At 66.4% G+C, this 21917-nt stretch carries 21 protein-coding genes and 1 tRNA gene; 14 read left to right on the forward strand and 8 right to left on the reverse strand.

The genetic code is table 11. The features are described from left to right. The first annotated feature begins 190 nt into the window (after positions 1-190). The 3 genes from QZM67_RS29415 (at position 191) to QZM67_RS29425 (ending at position 4721) form a co-directional block, all read left to right on the forward strand. Positions 191-2500, forward strand: coding sequence for a DNA translocase FtsK (locus tag QZM67_RS29415; RefSeq protein WP_175025610.1), 2310 nt, complete (start codon positions 191-193; stop codon positions 2498-2500). Between the two features lie 46 nt (positions 2501-2546). Continuing rightward, positions 2547-3236 (forward strand): outer membrane lipoprotein chaperone LolA, encoded by a 690-nt coding sequence (lolA, locus tag QZM67_RS29420; RefSeq protein ID WP_043181732.1) that lies wholly within the window; start codon positions 2547-2549, stop codon positions 3234-3236. A gap of 174 nt (positions 3237-3410) precedes the next feature. Further along, the gene (locus tag QZM67_RS29425; RefSeq protein ID WP_089450091.1) at positions 3411-4721 is read left to right on the forward strand and encodes a replication-associated recombination protein A; all 1311 of its coding nucleotides are present in this window, start codon (positions 3411-3413) and stop codon (positions 4719-4721) included. A gap of 43 nt (positions 4722-4764) precedes the next feature. Here QZM67_RS29425 and QZM67_RS29430 read toward each other — a convergent pair whose 3' ends face one another. Beyond that, a complete protein-coding gene (locus tag QZM67_RS29430; protein WP_011351259.1) occupies positions 4765-5031 on the reverse strand; it encodes a DUF2164 domain-containing protein in 267 nt (88 codons plus the stop codon). A gap of 263 nt (positions 5032-5294) precedes the next feature. Between QZM67_RS29430 and serS the strand changes: the two genes are divergently transcribed. The 3 genes from serS (at position 5295) to QZM67_RS29445 (ending at position 8832) form a co-directional block, all read left to right on the forward strand. Next, positions 5295-6596 carry a serine--tRNA ligase gene (serS, locus tag QZM67_RS29435; RefSeq protein ID WP_301808748.1) on the forward strand — a complete coding sequence of 434 codons (1302 nt, stop codon included), beginning with the start codon at positions 5295-5297 and terminating at the stop codon, positions 6594-6596. A gap of 128 nt (positions 6597-6724) precedes the next feature. Then, a tRNA-Ser gene (locus QZM67_RS29440) sits at positions 6725-6815 on the forward strand. 481 nt (positions 6816-7296) lie between these two features. After that, entirely contained in the window at positions 7297-8832 is a 1536-nt protein-coding gene (locus QZM67_RS29445; protein ID WP_301808751.1) for a methyl-accepting chemotaxis protein, read from the forward strand. 104 nt (positions 8833-8936) lie between these two features. Here QZM67_RS29445 and QZM67_RS29450 read toward each other — a convergent pair whose 3' ends face one another. Next, complete coding sequence (locus tag QZM67_RS29450) at positions 8937-10097, reverse strand: alkane 1-monooxygenase (protein WP_301808759.1); 1161 nt, start codon at positions 10095-10097, stop codon at positions 8937-8939. 540 nt (positions 10098-10637) lie between these two features. Here QZM67_RS29450 and QZM67_RS29455 point away from each other — a divergent pair. The 5 genes from QZM67_RS29455 (at position 10638) to QZM67_RS29475 (ending at position 13925) form a co-directional block, all read left to right on the forward strand. Beyond that, positions 10638-11279 carry a GNAT family N-acetyltransferase gene (locus QZM67_RS29455; protein ID WP_235996256.1) on the forward strand — a complete coding sequence of 214 codons (642 nt, stop codon included), beginning with the start codon at positions 10638-10640 and terminating at the stop codon, positions 11277-11279. Positions 11280-11447: 168 nt separating this feature from the next. Next, on the forward strand, positions 11448-12221 hold the full coding sequence (minC, locus tag QZM67_RS29460; protein ID WP_301808763.1) for a septum site-determining protein MinC: 774 nt from the start codon (positions 11448-11450) through the stop codon (positions 12219-12221). 59 nt (positions 12222-12280) lie between these two features. Continuing rightward, complete coding sequence (gene minD, locus QZM67_RS29465; RefSeq protein WP_043181745.1) at positions 12281-13096, forward strand: septum site-determining protein MinD; 816 nt, start codon at positions 12281-12283, stop codon at positions 13094-13096. A gap of 12 nt (positions 13097-13108) precedes the next feature. Further along, positions 13109-13363 (forward strand): cell division topological specificity factor MinE, encoded by a 255-nt coding sequence (gene minE, locus QZM67_RS29470; RefSeq protein WP_006486661.1) that lies wholly within the window; start codon positions 13109-13111, stop codon positions 13361-13363. A 160-nt stretch (positions 13364-13523) separates the two neighbouring features. Continuing rightward, positions 13524-13925, forward strand: coding sequence for a YXWGXW repeat-containing protein (locus tag QZM67_RS29475; protein ID WP_089450097.1), 402 nt, complete (start codon positions 13524-13526; stop codon positions 13923-13925). A gap of 116 nt (positions 13926-14041) precedes the next feature. On the opposite strand, the gene QZM67_RS29480 is transcribed toward QZM67_RS29475, so the two are convergent. Then, entirely contained in the window at positions 14042-15601 is a 1560-nt protein-coding gene (locus QZM67_RS29480; protein ID WP_301808767.1) for a chloride channel protein, read from the reverse strand. A 178-nt stretch (positions 15602-15779) separates the two neighbouring features. Between QZM67_RS29480 and waaC the strand changes: the two genes are divergently transcribed. Continuing rightward, positions 15780-16775: a lipopolysaccharide heptosyltransferase I gene (waaC, locus tag QZM67_RS29485; RefSeq protein WP_301808835.1), complete on the forward strand. Its 996-nt coding sequence runs from the start codon at positions 15780-15782 to the stop codon at positions 16773-16775. A 15-nt stretch (positions 16776-16790) separates the two neighbouring features. Here the strand turns inward: waaC and QZM67_RS29490 are convergent, their stop codons facing one another. The 5 genes from QZM67_RS29490 to QZM67_RS29510 form a co-directional block, all read right to left on the reverse strand. Further along, positions 16791-16970, reverse strand: coding sequence for a hypothetical protein (locus QZM67_RS29490; protein ID WP_043181750.1), 180 nt, complete (start codon positions 16968-16970; stop codon positions 16791-16793). Positions 16971-17074: 104 nt separating this feature from the next. Next, a complete protein-coding gene (locus QZM67_RS29495) occupies positions 17075-18385 on the reverse strand; it encodes an MFS transporter (RefSeq protein WP_089450099.1) in 1311 nt (436 codons plus the stop codon). Between the two features lie 293 nt (positions 18386-18678). Beyond that, the gene (locus tag QZM67_RS29500; RefSeq protein ID WP_175025603.1) at positions 18679-19170 is read right to left on the reverse strand and encodes an energy transducer TonB; all 492 of its coding nucleotides are present in this window, start codon (positions 19168-19170) and stop codon (positions 18679-18681) included. A gap of 334 nt (positions 19171-19504) precedes the next feature. Beyond that, complete coding sequence (locus QZM67_RS29505) at positions 19505-19798, reverse strand: hypothetical protein (protein WP_089450101.1); 294 nt, start codon at positions 19796-19798, stop codon at positions 19505-19507. Positions 19799-20029: 231 nt separating this feature from the next. Then, complete coding sequence (locus tag QZM67_RS29510; protein WP_043181759.1) at positions 20030-20425, reverse strand: hypothetical protein; 396 nt, start codon at positions 20423-20425, stop codon at positions 20030-20032. 178 nt (positions 20426-20603) lie between these two features. Here QZM67_RS29510 and QZM67_RS29515 point away from each other — a divergent pair, with 178 nt between their 5' ends. Then, entirely contained in the window at positions 20604-21029 is a 426-nt protein-coding gene (locus QZM67_RS29515; protein WP_301808773.1) for a hypothetical protein, read from the forward strand. Beyond that, positions 21029-21913: a hypothetical protein gene (locus QZM67_RS29520; protein WP_301808775.1), complete on the forward strand. Its 885-nt coding sequence runs from the start codon at positions 21029-21031 to the stop codon at positions 21911-21913. The genes QZM67_RS29515 and QZM67_RS29520 overlap by 1 nt, the downstream gene beginning before the upstream one ends. The last annotated feature ends 4 nt before the right edge of the window (positions 21914-21917 follow it).

Genomic DNA, 21917 nt, shown 5'->3' on the forward strand with positions numbered 1-21917 from the left:
GCACAGAAGCGGCGCCCGACGCCTGGCCGGACTGGGGGGGAAGGGCCGCTGCGGAGCGCGTCCGCGGGGCCGGCCGTACCCCGGCCCTCTTATGTAACCGTCATTTACACTTGGCGGCCCGGTGCAGCGTTTACAATAAGCGGGATCGAACGACAGGCGGGCGCACGGCCCGTCCTCTTTATACGGATTCATGGCAAAAGCTCCTTATTCCGCCCAGGCACAGGCGTTGCCGCACCGGATGTCGAAGCTCCTCACGGAGATCCGCTGGATTCTCCAGGTCGCGCTCTGCGCATTTCTGGTGATGGCCCTGCTGAGCTACAGCCGGCGCGATCCGAGCTGGACGCACGCCGCCCAGGTGGACCACATCTCGAACTGGGCCGGCCGCGTCGGCGCGTGGACGGCCGACATCATCCTGCTGCTGTTCGGCCTGTCGGCCTACTGGCTGATCGTGCCGCTCGCGCGGCGCATCGCCGTCAACTATCGCCGCATCACGCGCCACGAGGCGGTCGCGGACGAACCCGAGCGGCCGATTGGCTGGCTCACCGAAATCCTCGCGTTCGTGCTCGTCGTGCTGGCGTGCGACGGCATCGAGGCGCTGCGCATGTGGTCGCTGAAGGTGCAGCTGCCGCGCGCGCCGGGCGGTGTCGTCGGCGAGGCCGTCGCGGGTGCGATGTCGCATGCGTTCGGCTTCACGGGCGGCACGCTGCTGCTGCTGATCGCGCTGGCGATCGGCCTGTCGCTGTATTTCCGCTTCTCGTGGCTGTCGGTCGCCGAGCGCGTCGGCGGCGCGATCCTGTCTGCCGTCAACGTCGCGAAGCTGCGCCGCGAGGCCGAGCGCGACCGCAAGCTCGGCGAGGCCGCGGCCGTGCGCCGCGAGGGCAAGGTCGAGGAGGAGCGCGTGCGCATCGAGGATCACGAGCCCGTGACGATCGTGCCGCCGGTCGTCACGCCGGTGAAGTCCGAGCGCGTCGAGCGCGAGCGCCAGGTGCCGCTCTTCACCGACCTGCCGGGCGATTCGACGCTGCCGGCGGTGTCGCTGCTCGATCCCGCACCGAAGGCGCAGGAGGCGATTTCCGCCGATACGCTCGAATTCACGTCGCGCCTGATCGAGAAGAAGCTGAAGGACTTCGGCGTCGAGGCGAGCGTCGTCGCCGCGTATCCGGGCCCGGTCGTCACGCGCTACGAGATCGAACCGGCCACCGGCGTGAAGGGCAGCCAGATCGTCAACCTCGCGAAGGATCTCGCGCGTTCGCTGTCGCTCGTGTCGATCCGCGTCGTCGAGACGATCCCCGGCAAGAACTACATGGCGCTCGAACTGCCGAACCAGCGCCGCCAGACGGTGCACCTGTCCGAAATCATCGGCTCCGAAGTCTATGCGGCCGCGTCGTCGGCGCTGACGCTGAGCCTCGGCAAGGACATCGGCGGCAAGCCGGTGTGCGCCGATCTCGGGAAGATGCCTCACCTGCTGGTCGCCGGCACGACCGGTTCGGGCAAGTCGGTCGGGATCAACGCGATGATCCTGTCGCTGCTGTATAAAGCGACCGCCGACCAGGTGCGCCTGATCCTGATCGATCCGAAGATGCTCGAAATGAGCGTCTACGAAGGCATTCCGCACCTGCTGTGCCCGGTCGTCACCGACATGCGCCAGGCCGGCCACGCGCTGAACTGGACGGTCGCGGAGATGGAGCGCCGCTACAAGCTGATGAGCAAGCTCGGCGTGCGCAACCTGGCCGGCTACAACAACAAGATCGACGAGGCCGCGAAGCGCGAAGAGAAGCTGCCGAATCCGTTCAGCCTGACGCCGGAAGATCCGGAGCCGCTTGGCCGCCTGCCGAACATCGTCGTCGTGATCGACGAGCTGGCCGACCTGATGATGGTCGTCGGCAAGAAGGTCGAGGAACTGATCGCGCGGATCGCGCAGAAGGCGCGTGCGGCCGGTATCCACCTGATCCTTGCCACGCAGCGTCCGTCGGTCGACGTGATCACCGGCCTCATCAAGGCCAACGTGCCGACCCGGATCGCGTTCCAGGTGTCGTCGAAGATCGACTCGCGCACGATTCTCGACCAGATGGGCGCCGAATCGCTGCTCGGGATGGGCGACATGCTTTACCTGGCGCCGGGCACCGGGCTGCCGGTGCGGGTGCACGGCGCGTTCGTCGCGGACGACGAAGTGCATCGCGTCGTCGAGAAGCTCAAGGAGCAGGGCGAGCCGAACTACGTCGAGGGCCTGCTCGAAGGCGGCACCGCCGACGGCGACGAGGGCTCGGCCGGCGCGGGAACCGGCGAAGGCGGCGACGAGTCTGATCCGCTGTACGACCAGGCGGTCGAGATCGTCATCAAGAACCGCCGCGCGTCGATCTCGCTCGTGCAGCGCCACCTGCGGATCGGCTATAACCGCGCGGCGCGGCTGCTCGAGCAGATGGAGCAGTCGGGGCTCGTGTCGGCGATGTCGTCGAGCGGCAACCGCGAAATTCTTGTGCCGGCGCGCGACGCGGAATGAGTCCGCGGCGCTCGCAGCGCCGGCCACCCAGGGAGAAAACCGCAATATGCAGCAACATTCGTTCGCAATGTCCCTTCGTTCGACGCGGCGCTGGCTCGGCGCGGCGCTCGCCGGCGCATCGCTGATGCTCGCGGCGACGCACGCGTTCGCGGGCGGCACCGAGCAACTGAAGGCGTTCGTGTCGCAGGTGCGTTCGGCGAAGGGCGACTTCACGCAGCAGATCGTCAAGGCACCGTCGAAGGGCGCGAGCGCCGTGCAGGCCGTGCCGAAGCCCACCGACAATTCGAGCGGCACGTTCGTGTTCGCGCGCCCGGGCAAGTTCATCTGGACGTACCAGAAGCCGTACCAGCAGGTGCTGCAGGCCGACGGCGAGAAGCTCTACGTGTACGACCGCGACCTGAACCAGGTCACCGAGCGCAAGCTGAACGGCGCGCTGGGCGCGAGCCCGGCCGCGATCCTGTTCGGCAGCAACGATCTCGAGAAGAACTACACGCTGCGCGATGCCGGCGAGAAGGGCGGCATCGAGTGGCTCGAGATGCTGCCGAAGGCGCAGGACACGCAGTTCCAGCGGATCGGCATCGGCTTCAAGAACGGCACGCTCGCCGCGATGGAGTTGCACGACGTGTTCGGCAACGTCACGCTGCTGACGTTTACGAACATCCAGACCAATCCGCCGCTGAAGGGCGATACGTTCAAGTTCGTCGTGCCGAAGGGCGCGGACGTGATTACCGGCTGACCGGCGCCGCGCGCCGCGCTCCCGCAACGGGCCTGCCGGCGACGGCAGGCCCGTTTCGTTTCTGGGCGCGGGCACCGGGCGGCACCGGGTGCGGCGGGGCTTTCGCGCGGCTGTCATAATGTCGGGTCCGGCGGCCGCGTTCGGCCGCTACCGTTTGAAGTGGAGCGAGGGTTCATGTCCGACCTGTTTCAAGTCGAGCCGCGCCGGCCGCTCGCCGAGTCGCTGCGGCCGAAGACGCTCGCCGAGGTGATCGGCCAGACGCATTTGCTGGGCGAAGGCAAGCCGCTGCGGCTCGCGTTCGAATCGGGCAAGCCGCATTCGATGATCCTGTGGGGGCCGCCCGGCGTCGGCAAGACGACGCTCGCGCGGCTCACCGCGCTCGCGTTCGACTGCGAGTTCATCGCGCTGTCGGCGGTGCTCGGCGGCGTGAAGGACATCCGCGAGTCGATGGAGCAGGCGAAGGACACGCTGAACCGCACCGGCCGCCACACGATCCTGTTCGTCGACGAAATCCACCGCTTCAACAAGGGGCAGCAGGACGCGTTGCTGCCGTTCGTCGAGTCGGGGCTCGTGACCTTCATCGGCGCGACGACCGAGAACCCGAGCTTCGAGGTCAATTCGGCACTGCTGTCGCGTGCGCAGGTGTACGTGCTGAAGTCGCTGAACGACGACGAGATGCGCCAGTTGCTGAAGCGCGCACAGGAAATCGCGCTCGACGGCCTTGCGTTCGACGACAAGGCGATCGATACGCTGGTCGGCTATGCGGACGGCGATGCGCGGCGCTTCCTGAACCTGCTCGAGCAGGCGCAGACAGCCGCCACGTCGGCCGGCGTCGCGACGATCGATGCCGAGTTCGTCAGCAGCGCGATGACGCTGAACGCGCGGCGCTTCGACAAGGGCGGCGACAACTTCTACGATCAGATTTCGGCGCTGCACAAGTCGGTGCGCGGTTCGAGCCCGGACGGTGCGCTGTACTGGTTCTGCCGGATGATCGACGGCGGCGCGGATCCGAAGTATCTCGCGCGGCGTATCGTGCGGATGGCGTGGGAAGACATCGGCCTCGCCGATCCGCGTGCGCTGCAGATGGCGAACGACGCGGCCGAAACCTACGAGCGGCTCGGCTCGCCGGAAGGCGAGCTCGCGCTCGGGCAGGCGGTGATCTATCTCGCGTGCGCAGCGAAGAGCAATGCGGGCTACAACGCGTTCAACCAGGCGATGGCGTTCGTGAAGCAGGACAAGTCGCGCGAGGTGCCCGTGCATCTGCGCAACGCGCCGACCAAGCTGATGAAGGAACTCGGCTACGGTCATGCCTACCGTTACGCGCACGACGAGCCGAATGCGTATGCGGCCGGCGAGACGTACCTGCCGGACGGGATGCGCGAACCGCGCTGGTACAAGCCGGTGCCGCGCGGGCTCGAATCGAAGATCGCCGACAAGCTCGCGTGGCTGCGCGAACTCGACCGCGAGGCCGGCAAGAAGGACTGACGGGCGCGCGCGGCCCGGTGAGGCCGGCGCCGCCGCGAGTGTGTCAGCGCTTGCGGGCCGGCTGCTTCTTCCAGTAGCCGAACGGCTCCTGATGGCACTCGATGTCGAGCTCGGTGACGCGGGCGTGCAGGCTCTGCTGCGCATCGGCGATCGCGAGGTTGTAGATCGCGGGCGCGATTTCCTCGACGAAGAAGTGCAGCAGTGCGCCGGCCTGGATATTGCCGATCGGCTCGTCCATGTTTTCCGTGAAATAGCGTTGCAGCGACGCGATCGCGCGGTCGCGTACGTCCTTGTCCAGTTCGATGGCCATCGGGTTCCTTGAGTAGCTGTGACGGGTGGCGGGTGCCTCGCTCGATGCACTGCGGCGGGCGCACACGGATGTTTCGCGATCCGCCGCGCGTCGATGCCGCGCGATTCGGCGGGTGCCGACGGGCGGACCGGCAATGCGATACTGCCATGGCCGTCGCACCCCGGTCATCGCCCGTTTGCAGCATTGTCCGTCCGGCCAGTGCCGTGGCGGCCCCGCGGTGCGTTAGAATTCCCGTCTTACACAACGATTCTCCAAGTCCTCCCATGCTCGACATCCAGTTGCTGCGCAAAGACCTCGACGGCGTCGCCCAGCGCCTCGCCGATCGCGGCTACACCCTCGACATCGCCGCGTTCTCCGCCCTCGAAGCGGAGCGCCGCGCGATCCAGACCCGCACCGAAGAGCTCCAGGCACGCCGTAACAGCCTGTCGAAGCAGATCGGCGCGATGAAGGGGAAGGGCGAGGACACGTCGGCCGTGATGGCCGAGGTCGGTGGGATCGGTGACGAAATGAAGGCGGGAGAAGCCAAGCTCGGCGAAATCCAGACGCGCCTGTCCGACCTGATGCTGGGCATGCCGAACATCGCGCATGAAAGCGTGCCGGTCGGCAAGGACGAAGCCGACAACGTCGAAGTGCGCCGCTGGGGCACGCCGCGCCAGTTCGATTTCGAGGTGAAGGATCACGTCGACGTCGGCACGCCGCTCGGCCTCGATTTCGAGACCGGCGCGAAGCTCGCCGGCGCGCGTTTCACGATGCTGCGCGGCCCGATCGCGCGCCTGCACCGCGCGCTTGCGCAGTTCATGATCGACACGCACACGCTGCAGCACGGCTATACCGAAACGTATACGCCGTACATCGTGAACCCCGAGATCCTGTACGGCACGGGCCAGCTGCCGAAGTTCGCGGACGACATGTTCCGCGTCGAGAAGGGCGGCGAGGAGAACAAGGTCACGCAATACTTGATCTCCACGTCGGAAATCTCGTTGACGAACACCGTGCGTGAGTCGATCGTCGATGCATCCGCACTGCCGATCAAGCTGACCGCGCATTCCCCGTGCTTCCGCTCGGAAGCCGGTTCGTACGGCCGCGACACGCGCGGGATGATCCGCCAGCACCAGTTCGACAAGGTCGAGATGGTGCAGGTCGTCGCGCCGGAAGCGTCGTACGCGGCGCTCGACGAGATGGTCGGTCATGCGGAAGCGATCCTGCAGAAGCTCGGCCTGCCGTACCGCGTGATCACGTTGTGCACGGGCGACATGGGCTTCTCGGCCGCGAAGACGTTCGACCTCGAGGTGTGGCTGCCTGCGCAGAACACCTACCGCGAAATCTCGAGCTGCTCGAACACCGAAGCGTTCCAGGCGCGCCGGATGCAGGCGCGTTTCCGCAACGCGCAGGGCAAGCCCGAGCTCGTGCATACGCTGAACGGTTCGGGTCTCGCCGTCGGCCGTACGCTCGTCGCGGTGCTGGAGAACTACCAGAACGCGGACGGCTCGGTCACGGTGCCGGAAGTGCTGCGTCCGTACACGGGTGGCATCGAGCGCATCGACGCGCCCGTGAAGGCGTCGTAAGATCGCGCGCCTGCAAGCCCTTGGTGCTCTCGTAAAAATTTTTGCAAAAAGGGCTTGTGGGTTTCGAAGAGATCGTTCTATAATCTTTTCTTTCGCGGAAACGACCAACCGCGAAATGCAGTAAGGAAGGAGAGGTGGCAGAGTGGTCGAATGTACCTGACTCGAAATCAGGCGTACGGTTTCCCCGTACCGTGGGTTCGAATCCCACCCTCTCCGCCAAAATACGAAGCCCCTTGATCCGGAAGGATCAAGGGGTTTTTCGTTTTGGGCACGCGGCGCGTGTGTCGTATCGCAAGCCGTTGCAGTGTCAACAGCTTGACCGTCGGCAATCCGGATCGTGCTGATGCCGCGGCGCCCGCCGCGTGCATGATCCTGCCGCGTCTTTGATACAGCCGCGCTGAACGGCGCATACAGCGTCCCCATGACGAACCGTGTGTCGAAAGTCCTGACGGGCATGGCGCTGTTCGTACTCGCATCCGCGTTGTTCGTCGTCGTGCGCCGCTGAGTGGCGAGCCCGCGCAGGGCCGCGACCGCCGGGCCGCGCGACGCATCCGACCTGATCGGACTGGCCGGTCTTGTCGTGCGTATCCAGTCTTCACCACTTTCTTCAGCTTTAAGCCCGCGCTTCCGGCGCCGTTAACACGAGGCGGCAGCCGGCGCCCGTGCCGGACCGCATCGTTCCCCGTCGATTCAAGGTTCCATGAAGCTGAGCTACAAGATTCCCCTCGCATTCGCTATCGCGCTGCTGCTGATGTTCGGTGGCGCGCTGTACGGTATCCACATTCTCAATCGGTCAATCGATACGTTTGCCGAAGACGTGCAGACGAACGTCGGCGACGAACGGCTCGTGTCGGCCACGCTCGTGCAATTCAAGCTGCAGGTGCAGGAATGGAAGGACACGCTGCTGCGCGGCAAGCAGCCCGACAAGCTCGACCGGTACTGGCAGGCGTTCCAGACGCGCGAGCGGACGGTCGATACGCTCGCCGCGCAGCTCGTTCACCAGTTGCCGCCCGGTGAGAGCCGCTCGCTCGTCGAGCAGTTCATGCGCGCACACACGGCGATGGGCGAGGGCTACCGGCGCGGGTTCGACGCGTTCAAGGCTGCCGGATTCGAGCCGTCGGCCGGCGATGCCGCTGTGGCGGGCGTCGACCGCGAACCCGCGGCGCTGCTGGAGCGGGCCGCGAAGTCGATCGCCGACGAGAGTGCCGCCGTATCGGCGCAGGCGAGCCGCGACGCGCAGCACGCCACCACTGCGAGCCTCGTGCTGATGCTGGTCGTGCTCGGCGTCGCGATGGTGGGCGCGTTCCTGTTCAGCCGCGCGATCCTGCGTCCGCTCGACCGCGCGGTGGCGTGCGCGCAGGCCGTCGCCGAAGGCGACCTGACGCGCGACGTCGATGCGGCCGGCCGCGACGAGATCGCGGACCTGCTGCGCGCGTTGCAGACGATGCAGGCGAGCCTGTCGGGCGTCGTGCTCGAAGTGCGTACGCACGCCGAAGCTGTCGCGACGGCGAGCGCCCAGATCGCGTCGGGCAATCATGACCTGTCGGCGCGTACTGAGGCGCAGGCCGCGTCGCTCGAGGAGACGGCCGCCAGCATGACCGAACTCACGGGCATCGTCCGCCAGTCGGCCGAGCACGCGCAGCACGCGGCGCAACTGGCGCGTGACGCGTCGAACATCGCGGCGGCAGGCGGCGGCGTGATGACGGATGCCGTCGGCACGATGAACGGTATCGCCGACAGCTCGGCGAAGGTCGGCGAAATCATCGCGGTGATCGACGGCATCGCGTTCCAGACCAACATCCTCGCGCTGAACGCAGCGGTCGAGGCCGCACGTGCGGGCGAACAGGGGCGCGGCTTCGCGGTTGTCGCGGCGGAAGTGCGGACGCTTGCGCAGCGCAGCGCCGCCGCCGCGAAGGAGATCAAGGGGCTCATCGAGCAGTCGACGCGGCGGGTCGACGAGGGCGCGTTGCTGATCGGCCGTGCGGGCGAATCGATTCACGAGATCGTCGGCGCGGTGCAGCGTGTCACGACGATCGTCGGCGAGATTTCGTCCGCGTCGCAGGAGCAGAGCGGCGGCATCCAGCAGGTGAACATCGCGGTGACGCAGATGGACGAAGCGACACAGCGCAACGCGGCGCTCGTTGAGCAGGCGTCGGCCGCGACGCAGGCGCTGGCCGAGCAGGCGAGCGCGTTGCGGCACGCGGTGGCCGTGTTCAGGCTGCCGGACATGGCTTGACGGCGGCGCCGTCGCGCCGGACTGAAACGGAACCGGGGGGCGCGGCGTGGCGTTGGCCTTGGGCCGCGCGCCGGCGCCGGCTAACACCGGCCCGTCCCCCGCGATCACGCCGCGGCCGGATATTGCGCGAGCACCCGGGCGCGGATCGACGGCTTGATGTTCGATTGCGCCATGTCGCCGCCGTAGTGCGCAACGACACGCGGATTCATCACGCGATACCAGAGCGGCGGCACGTACGCGAACAGGATCATCGTCGCGTAGCCGGCCGGCAGTTGCGGCGAATCGTCGAAGTGGCGCAGCGCCTGGTACGAGCGTGTCGGATTCGCGTGATGGTCGGCGTGCCGCTGCAACTGGTACAGGAACAGGTTGGTGACGACGTGATTGCTGTTCCACGAATGCTGCGGCGTGCAGCGTTCGTAGCGGCCGCTCGGCAGCTTGCGGCGGCCGAGCCCGTAGTGCTCGACGTAGTTCACGACTTCGAGCAGCGACGCCCCGTAGACGGCCTGGATCACGAGAAACGGAATCACGACCTTGCCGGCCATCGCGATCGCGATGCCCCACACGACGACGGTCATCGCCCATGCGTGCAGCACCTCGTTGCGCCAGGTCCACGGCGAATTCCCGAGCCGTTCGAGGCGGGCCTTCTCGAGCCGCCACGCCGAGCGGATGCTGCCGGTCACGGTGCGCGGCAGGAACGCCCAGAACGATTCGCCGTAGCGCGCGCTCGCGGGATCCTCGGCCGTCGCGACACGCACGTGGTGGCCGCGGTTGTGCTCGACGTAGAAGTGGCCGTAGGCGACCGGCGCGAGCGTGATCTTCGCGAGCCAGCGCTCGAAGCGGTTGGTCTTGTGCCCGAGCTCGTGCGCGGTATTGATCGAGATGCCCGTCGCGGCGCCGAGCGACAGCGCGAAGCCGACGTAGTCGTACCATGCGAGCGCGTGGGTGCCGACGATCCAGACGCACACGAAGAACGCGACGTATTCGACGAAGGTCGCGAGATAGACGATCAGCCGGTAGTAGCGCTCCCGTTCGAGGTGCGGCACGACCGCCTCGGGCGGGTTGTCGCGATCGTCGCCGATCAGCGTGTCGAGGATCGGAATCACGCCGAACGCGAACAGCGGGCCGAACCACCAGAACACGTGCAGGCCCGTCGACAGCGCGAGCTGGGCGGCGAGAATCGGCAGCGTGATCGTCAGCGCGCCGAGCAGCCACAGGTAACGCTTGCCATCCGACCAGCCCGAAGCCGATCCGTCGGTCATTGCCATTGTCTCCCTCCTGCCGGCCCGCCCGGGGGCGGCCGCCTGTCCGGTTGTTCGAATTCTCGCTGGTCCGCGACGCACGCGCGGCTCTACCGGATCGTCACCCGGTTCTGCCTGTTATACGACCCATGCGCACGCTTGCCAAACTCCAGCGCTAGGCGGGTGGCTCCAAACGGAGGGGGGTGTACGGCGCGGGCAGGGAAGGGGCCGCGCACGCTGATTGAAACATGCGGGGAACGCCGGATCGACCCGCGCGGGCGGCAGATTTGTCAGACGGATCGGGTACCTTGACGCGTTCGGGTGTCGACGCTGCAGGTTCACAACAAATGTTGCGATGCAATATGCGGAACGCGGCGAGTACCCGCGACGCCTGCTTTCTGGGTTACAAGTATTACGGATCATTACGGCTCCCGCGATGAAGTACGCAGGCTCCGGCAGGCGACTGCCTCATGCCATAAGGCGACTGGCGGCATGCGTCGAACGAAGCGGTCATGGTTGTCGTCCTGACGCACGCATCGACGTGGCGATGCTGCACCTGCACATTGGCTGGTCGCAAGACAGCTGGCGGCCCCCGCCGCCTTTCAATTCGCGCTGCCATTTGAAAATAACGATTTGACTCATGCCCCGCTTTCGGTTGAAGCTAATAGCTTGCTGTCCGAAGGGGGCTGTGCCTGCATGAGTTCGACCTTGACCGTTCGTCGTATCGTTGCCGACCAGGGCGGCGTGTATCGCGAACTCCGCGCCGCATCGCTGCGCGAGCCCTACGCGCCCGGCGAAGCGCCGGAGGCCGAATTGCTGAACGTCGAAGCGGACGCAGCGTCGGCGATTGCCGCGCAGCGTGCCGTGTCCGACGAATCGACGACTTTCCTGCTGTATACCGAAGGCCATCCGGCCGGCATGATCGGCGCGTATTTCGACAATACGCCCGATCGGCGCGCGTTCGTCAGCGAGCTGTGGGTCGCGCACGCCGTGCGTCATCTGCGCGGCGGCGTGCTGCTGCTGGAGACGGCCACCGCCTGGCTCGCCGAGCGCGGCGCCCAGGATGTCTACGCATGGATTGCCGATGCGAACCGCAATGCGATTCGCTTCTACGAGCGTGCCGGTTTCGGCAACACCGGCGAACACGCGCCGATTGCGCGGATGCCGGGCGCGATGAAATCGCTGTACGTGTCGCAGGTGAAGCACTGACGCGACGTCAGAACGCGGGCTGCACGGCGCGATGAAGGTCCGGTCGCCCGCTGCCTGCCCGCCTGCCGGTTGTGCGCCCGCCCGGGCCACCACCACCCGGCTCCCCAAAAATAATGGCCGCGCGCGTGGACGCCTGTAAAATACGCAAAAAATTTTTGCAGAGTGTCCATGTCGCTTAAAAAATCGCCATTCTTCGAGCTGCGCAGCGGATCGGTCGATACGTTGCTGTTCACCGTGAAGACGACCGATCTCGACGCGTTGCGTACCGAACTGGTCAAGCGCTTCGAAGCGACTCCCGAGTTTTTCGCCGACGATGTCGTCGCGATCGACGTCCGCCGCCTGGCTGACGGCGAACGTGTGGCGCTGGCGGACATCCGCCAGATGCTGAACGACGTGCGGATGCGCCCGGTGGGTGTCGTCGCGCTGGCAACGCAGGGCTGGGCGGGGGAAGCCGGCCTGCCGTTGCTCGAGGCGCGCGATCGCCGCGCGCCGGCCGCAAAGCACGCCGACGAAGCGGAACCGGCGCCGGCGCCCGTCGTCGAAGCCGCCGCCGCTCGGGCAGCCGAACTGGCGCAGGAGCCCGCGCCGACGTTGTTGCAGGCGGGCGGCCAGACGCTCGTGATCGACCGGCCGTTGCGTTCGGGGCAGCAGATTTACGCGAAAGGAGACCTCGTGGTGCTCGCGCCGGTCAGTCACGGTGCGGAGATCATCGCGGAAGGCAACATCCACATCTACGCGCCGTTGCGTGGCCGCGCACTCGCGGGCGTGCACGGCAATCACGACGCGCGCATTTTCTGCACGTGTCTGGAGCCGGAACTGATTTCGATCGCGGGTATCTATCGAACAACCGAGAACCCGCTGCCCGCCGAAGTACTGGGCAAATCGGTGCAGATCCGGCTCGAAGAGGAAAAACTGATGATCGAACCGCTGCGCCTGACGTAATCCACGCGGTGCGCTCCGGATCGATCGGCTCTCATTGACGAACACAGGGTATTGGGTAAATGGCAAAAATCATCGTGGTGACCTCGGGCAAGGGCGGCGTGGGCAAGACGACGACGAGCGCGAGCTTTGCGTCCGGTCTCGCGCTGCGCGGCCACAAGACGGCCGTGATCGACTTCGACGTCGGCCTGCGCAACCTCGATCTCATCATGGGCTGCGAGCGCCGTGTCGTGTACGACCTCGTGAACGTGATCCAGGGCGAAGCGAACCTGAACCAGGCGCTGATCAAGGACAAGAAGTGCGAGAACCTGTTCATCCTGCCGGCGTCGCAAACCCGCGACAAGGATGCGCTGACGCGTGACGGCGTCGAGAAGGTGCTGAACGACCTTGTCGCGATGGACTTCGACTACATCGTCTGCGATTCGCCGGCCGGTATCGAGGCAGGCGCGCTGCACGCGATGTACTTCGCGGACGAAGCGTTGATCGTCACGAACCCGGAAGTGTCGTCGGTGCGCGACTCGGACCGCATTCTCGGCATCCTGTCGTCGAAGACGAAGCGCGCGACCGAAGGCAAGGATCCGATCAAGGAACACCTGCTGATCACGCGTTACAGCCCGAAGCGCGTCAGCGAAGGCGAGATGCTGTCGCTCGAGGACATCAGCGAGATCCTGCGCATCAAGCTGATCGGCGTGGTGCCCGAGTCGGAAGCCGTGCTGCATGCATCGAACCAGGGTCTGCCGGCCGTGCATATCGATGGCACCGACGTGGCGGAAGCGTACAAGGACGTCGTCGCGCGCTTCCTCGGCGAAGACAAGCCGCTGCGTTTCACCGACTACCAGAAGCCGGGCCTGCTGCAGCGCCTCTTCGGCAGCAAGTAACGGAGGCCGACCATGTCCATCCTTTCGTTTCTCCTCGGCGAGAAGAAGAAGTCCGCATCGGTCGCGAAGGAGCGCCTGCAGCTCATCATCGCGCACGAGCGCGTCGGCGGCCGGCCGCCGGCCGATTACCTGCCGGCGCTGCAGAAGGAGCTGGTCGCGGTCATCTCGAAGTACGTCCATATTTCGAACGATGACATCCGCGTGAGCCTCGAGCGCCAGGACGATCTCGAAGTCCTCGAAGTGAAGATCGAGATCCCGCAAGCCTGACGCTTGCCGGTATCCCTCCGCGCGGCGGCACTCGCCGCCGTGCGCGTCTTACGCCCTGTTGCACTTTCGGGCACGCCGTAACAAGGCGTCTGTCGGCCGTAACCGCGCCTCCCGCATTGAACGAATACGCTCGCGTAACTTGTTCAACCCGGAGGTTGTGATGGCTGTCTCTATCGTTCAACGTCGTATCGTTTCGCTCGCACTGCTTGCCGCGAGCCTGTCAGCCGTCGTCGCGCCGCTTGCCGCACGTGCGGACGAGATTCTCGTCGGCACGCCCGTGATCGCGCCGCAGGGCCGCGTGGTCGTCGCCGAGCCAGTCGCCGTGCGCACCGAGGAAATCGTCGTGGTCGCGCCGAATGCGCCGCCGCCGGTGCGCTACGAGGTCGTGCCGGCCACGCGCGTGGGCTACGTATGGGATCGCGGGCACTGGCACTGGGATCATGGCCGCTACGTGTGGATCGGCGGCCACTGGGAAGCCGAGCGCGTCGGCATGCAATGGGTGCCGGGCCATTGGGACCAGCGCGGTCCGAACTGGTTCTGGACCCGTGGTCACTGGGCATGATGGAGGCGAGCGATGAAACGAACCGCAATCGCCATCGCGCTCGTCGCGATCACGCTGGCCGGATGCATCGTCGTGCCGGCACGGCCCGTGTACTACCGGCCGGCACCCGTCGTGATCTACTGAGCGTCGCGCGGGCCGGGCTGCGCCGGGCCGTTCGTCCCGGCCGCAGCCGCCTCGTCTTCGTGCGGCGCCGGCGCATGTGCTGCACGTTCGGCCGGCGCGGCGGCGGACGGCTCGTCGCCGCCTTCGTCGCGCAGCGTGTCGAGCGGATCGGCGGGCGCGGCGGTCGCGTCCTGCGGCTCGGTGACGCCGGTTGCCACCGTCGCGCTCGCGGCGGTGGCAGCGGCTGCCGCAGCCGGTTCCGCGGCCGCGACGGGCGGCGCGAGATAGCGCTGGGCGAGCGTTTCGTAGAGCGGCGGCGCGAAAAAGCGCGATACGCGGCTCGACACCAACGCAGTGGCCATCAGCGAAATCACGAGTGCATGACCGTTGATCATCTCCATCACGATCACGAACGACGTGATCGGCGACTGCGTGACGGCCGCCATGTAGCCGACCATCGCGAGCGCGATCAGCATCGGCAGGCTCATGTTGCTGAACACGACGTGCAGCAGGTTGCCGAACCCGGCGCCGATCGACAGCGACGGCGCGAAGATCCCGCCCGGGATGCCCGGCAGGTACGACGCGACCATCGATATCATCTTCAGGAACGGGTAGAACACCGACAGATGCTGGCTGCCGTCGAGCAGGCCGCGCGCTTCGGCATAGCCGCTGCCGAAGGTCGTGCCGCCCGATACGAGGCCGACGACAGCGATCGCGAAGCCGCACAGCGCGGCGAACGTGATCGGCCGCTCGCGATACAGGCCCAGCAGCTGCGCGGGCAGCCAGCGTCCCGTGTTGAGCAGCAGCCAGCAGAACAGGCCGCCTGCGATCCCCGTCACGATCGCGGTGACCAGCACGGCGAGCGCCAGCAGTTTCGGGAAATGGGGGCCGGCATCGATCGTGCCGAAATACGTGTAGTTGCCGTTCAGGCCGAGTGCGACGACGCCGGCGAGGATGATTGCGGTGATCAGCACGCCGCTGGCGCGCGCGGAGAAACTGCGCGTCAGCTCCTCGATCGCGAACACGATCCCGGCGAGCGGCGTATTGAACGCGGCCGACAGCCCGGCCGCCGCGCCGGCCAGTACCAGCTGGCGTTCGATCTGCGCGTTCGAGCGCGGATAGAAGCGCCGCAGGTTGAACATCAGCGCTGCGCCGACCTGCACGGTCGGCCCTTCGCGGCCGATCGTGAAGCCGCCCAGAATGCCGAGGAACGAGACCAGCACCTTGCCGAACAGGATGCGCAGCGTCAGCAGCCGGGAGCCGAACGCGCTCGGGCGCGCGTGCAGCGTCGCGATCACCTGCGGGATGCCGCTGCCCTCGGCGCCGCGGAAGAAGCGGCGCGTGATCCATACCGACAACGCGGCGATGGCTGGCGTCAGCAGCAGCGGCAGCCACGCGGCGTGATCGCGCATCGTGCGGAAGGTCTCGTAGCCCCAGTCGATCAGGCGCGCGTAAAGCACGGCCGCGAGACCGACGACGATCGCGCCGAGCCAGAAAACGCCGTACTGGCGCCAGATTCTCACCGAGCGTCGGGTGAGGGCGGGAAACAGGGCGGGAAGGGCAGGGCGTGGCATTGGCGCGGGCCGGAAGGCAAAGACACGATTATAAAAAAAGAACCCGGGCGACAATAAGCTCTACAATTCTCGACATATCCAAACGCTTTGTTACAAATGTAATTCAGCCGTAATTCTCAAGCGTCCCCGATCTTATTAGCATGCCGAAATGCACCGCTCCATGTACTCCCCCGCAAACGTGAAACGCATTCTGATCGTGAAAGTGACGTCGCTCGGCGATGTCATCCAGACGCTACCCGTCGTTGCGGATCTCCACCGTGCCTTTCCGGGCGTCGAGGTCGACTGGGCGGTGGACGAGTCGTGTGCCGAGATCGTGCGCTGGCATCCGGGCGTCAGCGCCGTGCTGTGCGCGCCGCTGCGCCGTTTCAAGAAGATGAGAAATACCGGCGACCTGAAGGCGATCTCGGCGTCGATCGGCGCGTTGCGCCGGCATCGCTACGATGCGGTGATCGACCTGCACGGCGTCTACAAGAGCGCGATCATTGCGGCGCTGGCACGTGCCCGGCGTCGAGTCGGTTACCGTACGCCGGATCTCGGCGAAACAGGTGCACGCTTTGCGTATTCGCATCGCTTCGGCCCGAAGCCGGCCTGCGACGCGTGGCACGGCATGCGCGTCAGCGCCGGCGAGGCGCTTGGCTACACGCCCGAAGGCATTGCGTCGTACGGGATCGTTGCGCCAGACGTATCGTTGCCGCCGATCGTTACGGAAGGCGCGCCGTTCGTACTGTTGTTCCACGCCACGTCGAATGCCGACAAGAAATGGCCGGCCGATCATTGGGCCGAACTCGCGACCCGAATGATGGCGCGTGGCTTGCGCGTGCTGCTGCCGTGGGGCTCGCCCGCCGAGCATGGCGATGCGCAGGACATCGCCGCGCGCGCGCCTGGTGCGGTCGTGCTGCCGGCCATGTCGCTGGGCGAACTCGCCGCGACGATCAGCCGGGCTGCGCTGGTCGTCGGGGTCGACACGGGGCTGGTGCACCTGGCGCACGCGCTGCAGCGCCCGACGGTGATGATGTTCGTGGCCACGTCGCGTGCCCACTTCGGTATCGGCGGCGCGCCGCATTCGCTGTCGATCGGCGCCGCCGGCGCGCCGCCGAGCCTGGCCGATGCACTCGCTGCCATCGATGCCGTGGCGCCGGTCTGCGACGTGTTGCCGGTGCACGCCGCCGCCTGACGGTTGCCGGCGGGCTTACGCCAGGATCGCTTCGATGGTGAGCACGGCGGCGATGGCCGCCAGATTCGCGAGCAGTGCCTCGAACACGAGGCCGCGCCACGTCTTCGGCCGGAAGCGCAGCGCGAGCAGCAGCGCGCCACCCAGCGCGAGCGCGAGGATCAGGACGAGATCGGCATTACCGAGGCGAATGTTCATGGCGGCGGCTCCTTCGGGGCGGGATCCCGGGGGCGCGCAGCGGCGCACCCAGGATCGAGTATAGGCAGCGCCGGTCACCGCACAACCCGGGTCGCCCCGGAGTCTCAGACGAGCGATGCGTCGCGCGTTTCGCGCATCAGCAGCACGCCGATCAGGCTGATTGCCGCCGCAACCGACACATAACCGCCGACCCACGACAGCCCGCCGCGCGCCGCCAGCAGTTGCGCGATGTACGGCGCGATCGACGCGCCGAGAATCCCGCCGAGGTTGTACGCGACGCCCGCGCCCGTATAGCGGACGTTGGTCGGGAACAGTTCCGGCAACAGCGCACCCATCGGCGCGAACGTCACGCCCATCAGGAACAGCTCGATCGTCAGGAACAGCGCGACGAGCGGCATCGAGCCGCTGCCGAGCAGCGGCTCCATCGCGAAACCCGACAGCAGCGCGGCGATCGCGCCCACGACGAGCACCGGCTTGCGGCCGAAGCGGTCGGATGCCCACGCGGACAGCGGTGTCGCGAGCCCCATGAACACGACCGCGAAGCACAGCAGGCCGAGGAAACTCTGGCGCGGAATATGCAGCGCCGACACGCCGTACGACAGCGAGAACACCGTCGAGATGTAGAACAGCGTGTAGCAGACGACCATCGCGAGCGCGCCGAGCAGCGTCGGCTGCCAGTGTTGCGTGATCAGTGTCGCGACCGGCACGCGCACGCGCTCGTTGCGATCGAGCGCAGCCTGGAACGCGGGCGTTTCGGTGATCTTGAGCCGCACGTACAGACCGAGCGCGACGAGCACCGCGCTGACCAGGAACGGGATGCGCCAGCCCCAGCTGCGGAACTGCTCGTCCGACAGCGATAGCGCGAGCGCGAAGAACAGGCCGTTCGACATCAGGAAGCCGACCGACGGCCCGAGCTGAGGGAACATCCCGAACCAGCCGCGCTTGCCCTGCGGCGCGTGCTCGGTCGCGAGCAGCGCGGCGCCGCCCCATTCGCCGCCGAGGCCGATCCCCTGGCCGAAGCGCAGCACGCACAGCAGCACCGGCGCGAGCGCGCCGATTGAGTCGTAGCCCGGCACGAAGCCGATGGCTGTGGTCGACACACCCATCACGAGCAGCGACGCGACGAGCGTCGACTTGCGGCCGATGCGGTCGCCGAAGTGCCCGAACAGGAACGAGCCGATCGGGCGTGCGATGAACGCGATGCCGAACGTCACGAACGCGGACAGCGCCTGTGCGGTTGCGGAGCCGTGCGGGAAGAAGACGGGGCCGATGACGAGCGCGGCGGCCGTTGCGTACACGTAGAAATCGTAGAACTCGATCGCGGTGCCGATGAAGCTCGCGAACACGATGCGCCGGTGGCTGACGGCGCCGGCCGAACCGGTTGCGTGTGCAACGGTCGGGGGGGATGCGGACATGGATGTCTCCGTTTTGTCGTTGGGGCGGTCGGCTGAGCATGCGGTCGGGCAGGCGGACGCCTGCCGGCGGCAGCCGAGCGGATGATGCGGTGGCGGCGTGGACGCGCGCCGTGGCGCGGACGTCACCCGCCGGTCGACGATGGAGACGGGTATGTCGCCGCCGCCCGGTGCCGGCGTGGTCGGCTCGCATGCCGGGTGGGGCGCGCGAACGCGCGCACGGCGTGATGGCCGCGCGATTGCGGAAAATTATAGCCAGCGCCGCCGCGCACCGGCAATCGCGGGGCGGCGGCCGATCAGTCGATCGATTGCGCCTGCGCCGACGCGGTGCTTTGCAACTGGAAGTGGCCGTCGTCGTTGAAGAGCCAGCCTTCCATCAATTCGAGCCGGCCATTGCCGTCGAGCAGCCGCGACGGTGGCGGCGGCAGCGGTGCCGAGCGGCGCAGCGACGCGAGCGCGAGCGCTTCCGCCTCGCTGTCGCCGTTGCTGCGATAGACGGACGCGTTGACGAGCCGGCCGCTGCCATCGACGGTGAAGGCCACGACGACGAGTGAGCGGAGCATCGCCTGCGGCGTGCCGTGCAGCATGCCGGACGGGTTGCGTTCGGCGACACGCTGCGCGACTTCGACTCGGTACTGGTCGAGGCTGCCGCTGCGAGTGATCGACGGAATCGTCAGGATGGAGTGCAGCGACGGAGGCGGCGTGATCGTGCACGCCGCGAGCATCGCGACGACGGCCAGCGCAACTGCACGCAGCCGGTCGACGCGCGGACGGGGAAGGAGGCGCATGGGGGGCTAGCCAGAAGTGACTATAAAAAAATGATAGGCGCACGGACGCGAGCCGATATCGGGAGAAACGCATAACGGGCGATGCCGGATGATGCGATCGCTGATGACGAGCGAGCGGGCGCCCGTGCATCGCGATGTGACGTGACATGTGACAGCGCACCCGCGCGGCTGCCGCACGTGTGCATCCCGGCGTGCGTGTTGCAAGGTTGAAAGAAAGGCACGGCGCGCGAGTGGCACGCACACATTGCGCGATGATCCGGCAGGGCGCAGCGATCGCCGCAGGCAGCACCGCTGCCGACGCCCGCGCAATCTTCAGCGACGCGTGCCGTCCGCTTCAGAAGCCGTGCGTGACGAGTGACAGGATCGACAGGTCGGGGTGCGTGCCGTCGATGATGCTCTTGCCGATGTGCACGGCCTCGTGGACGGCTTCGTCGAGGCTCGCGAAGCTTTCCTCGCCGTCCGCGTGGAACGGCACCGCGTGGCCGGGCAACGCAGGATTCGCGCCCGGATGGCAAACGTAGCCGGTGTAGGTGTAGCGCGTGTCGCTGCCGGGCACGGCGGCCGGCACGACATGGATCTCGAAGCCTTCGTAATCGACGGGTTCCGTCGGTATCGACAGTTCGGTCATGGCGATCTCCGTGTACCGCACGCAGGGGTGGCGCGCGCGGTATCGAGTACGCGGCGGCGGACTGTCGCCGTGTTGATCGAATTCTAGGTGATCGAGCGGCCGGCCGGGAGGCTGCCGGCGCGGTGCCACGTGACGACGGGCGGCTGCCCGTGCCCGCGGCTCAGTGGGCGCACGAGGCCCGGCGCGAACGCATGTGCCGTTTCGACGGACGGCGTCGCGTGCGGCGCTGCATCATTGTTTGCAGCGGGCGTCCTTGCGCTGCACGACGATGATCACCGGATATTTCTGGCCGTGGTCGAGTTCCACGCGTGCCACGACGGTCAGCGTCGCCGGATCGGAATCGTCGTACACGCTGACCTGTTCGTTCCGGAGGTAGGTCACGCCGGTGCAGTTCGACGTGCGTCCGTCGTCTCCCACCTTGCACTGGAGGTCGTTGTCCTTCAGGTAGTTGTACGGCGACGGGCTCGCGAGGTATTCGCTCAGGCCGCGCGGCGAGCCGCCGACGCCGGTCACGTAGGCGATCGCGCACGACGCTTGCGCGTCGCTGCCGGAGGCGGTGTCGGCCGTCGCCTGCGTGCTGACGGCAACCAGCAGCGCGGCGAGCGACGAGACGATGAAGGGCTTCATGACGTGGGTTTCCCGTTTCGCGAATCGGAGCGCCGGATTGTAACGGCATCCGGCGAGGCGCGTCCGGAAGTGAGGGCACGGCCACGAGAGTGGTCGACGAGTTGACTATAGAATCGCGGCCTGAGAGCGCCAGCCACTCTCTGGTGAAAAAACGACGGCAAAAGAAGCAATAAAGGGAATGGAACGAGTGCGCAGGATATCGTGCGGGCGCTTCAAGGGGGCTGATCTACGAAAACAAGAAGTTCAAGCGATGGCTTGGCGTGCAGCGCGGCAACTGGCGTCTTCGGACGATACGGCGATCAACAACTCGGTCCAGTCGATGCAGCACGGCCTGTCGGACGGTTCCGAGATTGCGCTGGCACCGGTCATTCGCGCGCTGGTTCCCAGCCTTCAACTCGCGCTCACGTCCGATGACAAGACGGACAGCATCGAATTCAGGTCGGACGCGCCGGGCCGCCTGGTGCTGGAGGACTATCAGAAGCGCATGGACTGGATCCAGACGGCAGCAACGAAGTACGACGGGTTGATGCAGGGGCCCAGGAAGCAAGTCATGCTCGATTATCTCGGAACGATCAAAAGCTGGGGCGACAGACCCGATACCTGATGAAAAAGACTCATTGCTTTGTACTGATCCTCGGGGCGCTTCTGCTTGGCGTCGTACTCGCATCGCACGACGGGAATGCCCGCTCAACCCTCGACAACCGCAACGGCATGAATTCACCACTTACCGTGATCCGGCTCGGCGATCCCAAGGACTCCGATCTCAACGGTCCGGGCGCGTCCGTCGACAATCATCCGTCAGGTACGAGCTTTTATCAGCATGACTGGATGCGCGGCAAACTCGGCACGGTGAAGTTCATGCAGGGGACGCATGGCTTCGTGCTGGACAACGTGCTGTCCGCGGTGGGTTCAGCGGACAAGGATCTGCCGGGCGGCATCTACACGTGGAATATCAATTTTGGCGTCAGCCCCGAGCAGGCCGACACGCACGAGGCCGCATTGGCGCGCATGACGAAACTGTTTCAGGATCTGCGCGCGAACGGCTGGGTCCGGTACATCGACGTCAGCAATCCGCGCCTGACCGGCAAGCAGGCGTGGGACTACATGAAGACGTATTCGATTTATTCCCTCGATTCCGGTTACACACCGACGATCGAGGAGTGGAAGGCCGCCGTGAAGGAAATGCCGAGATGGGTGTTTTATGCAGATGGCGCCTATCTGGAGATTTCGCTGTCGGAGAAGAACATGGGCGGCTTTGTCGGGAAGACGACCTATCTTCTGACGGCTCGCATCAGGAACGAGTATGCGTTCTACGGGCTGGGGTATTTCCCCAGGAACGCCGAAAAAATTCGCAACTGGAAGACGCTGTTGCCCGCGGAACTGCAGAAGTACCGCGCGAAGCGCATCGCTACCGAGGCTGCCCTGAAGGGGCAGGGCTATACGATCGACACGGCCTATCAGGATCCGCCCATCCTGGCGTTGAAGTGACGTG

It is taken from the genome of Burkholderia sp. AU45251, assembly GCF_030482905.1.
Taxonomy (GTDB): Bacteria; Pseudomonadota; Gammaproteobacteria; order Burkholderiales; family Burkholderiaceae; genus Burkholderia; species Burkholderia aenigmatica.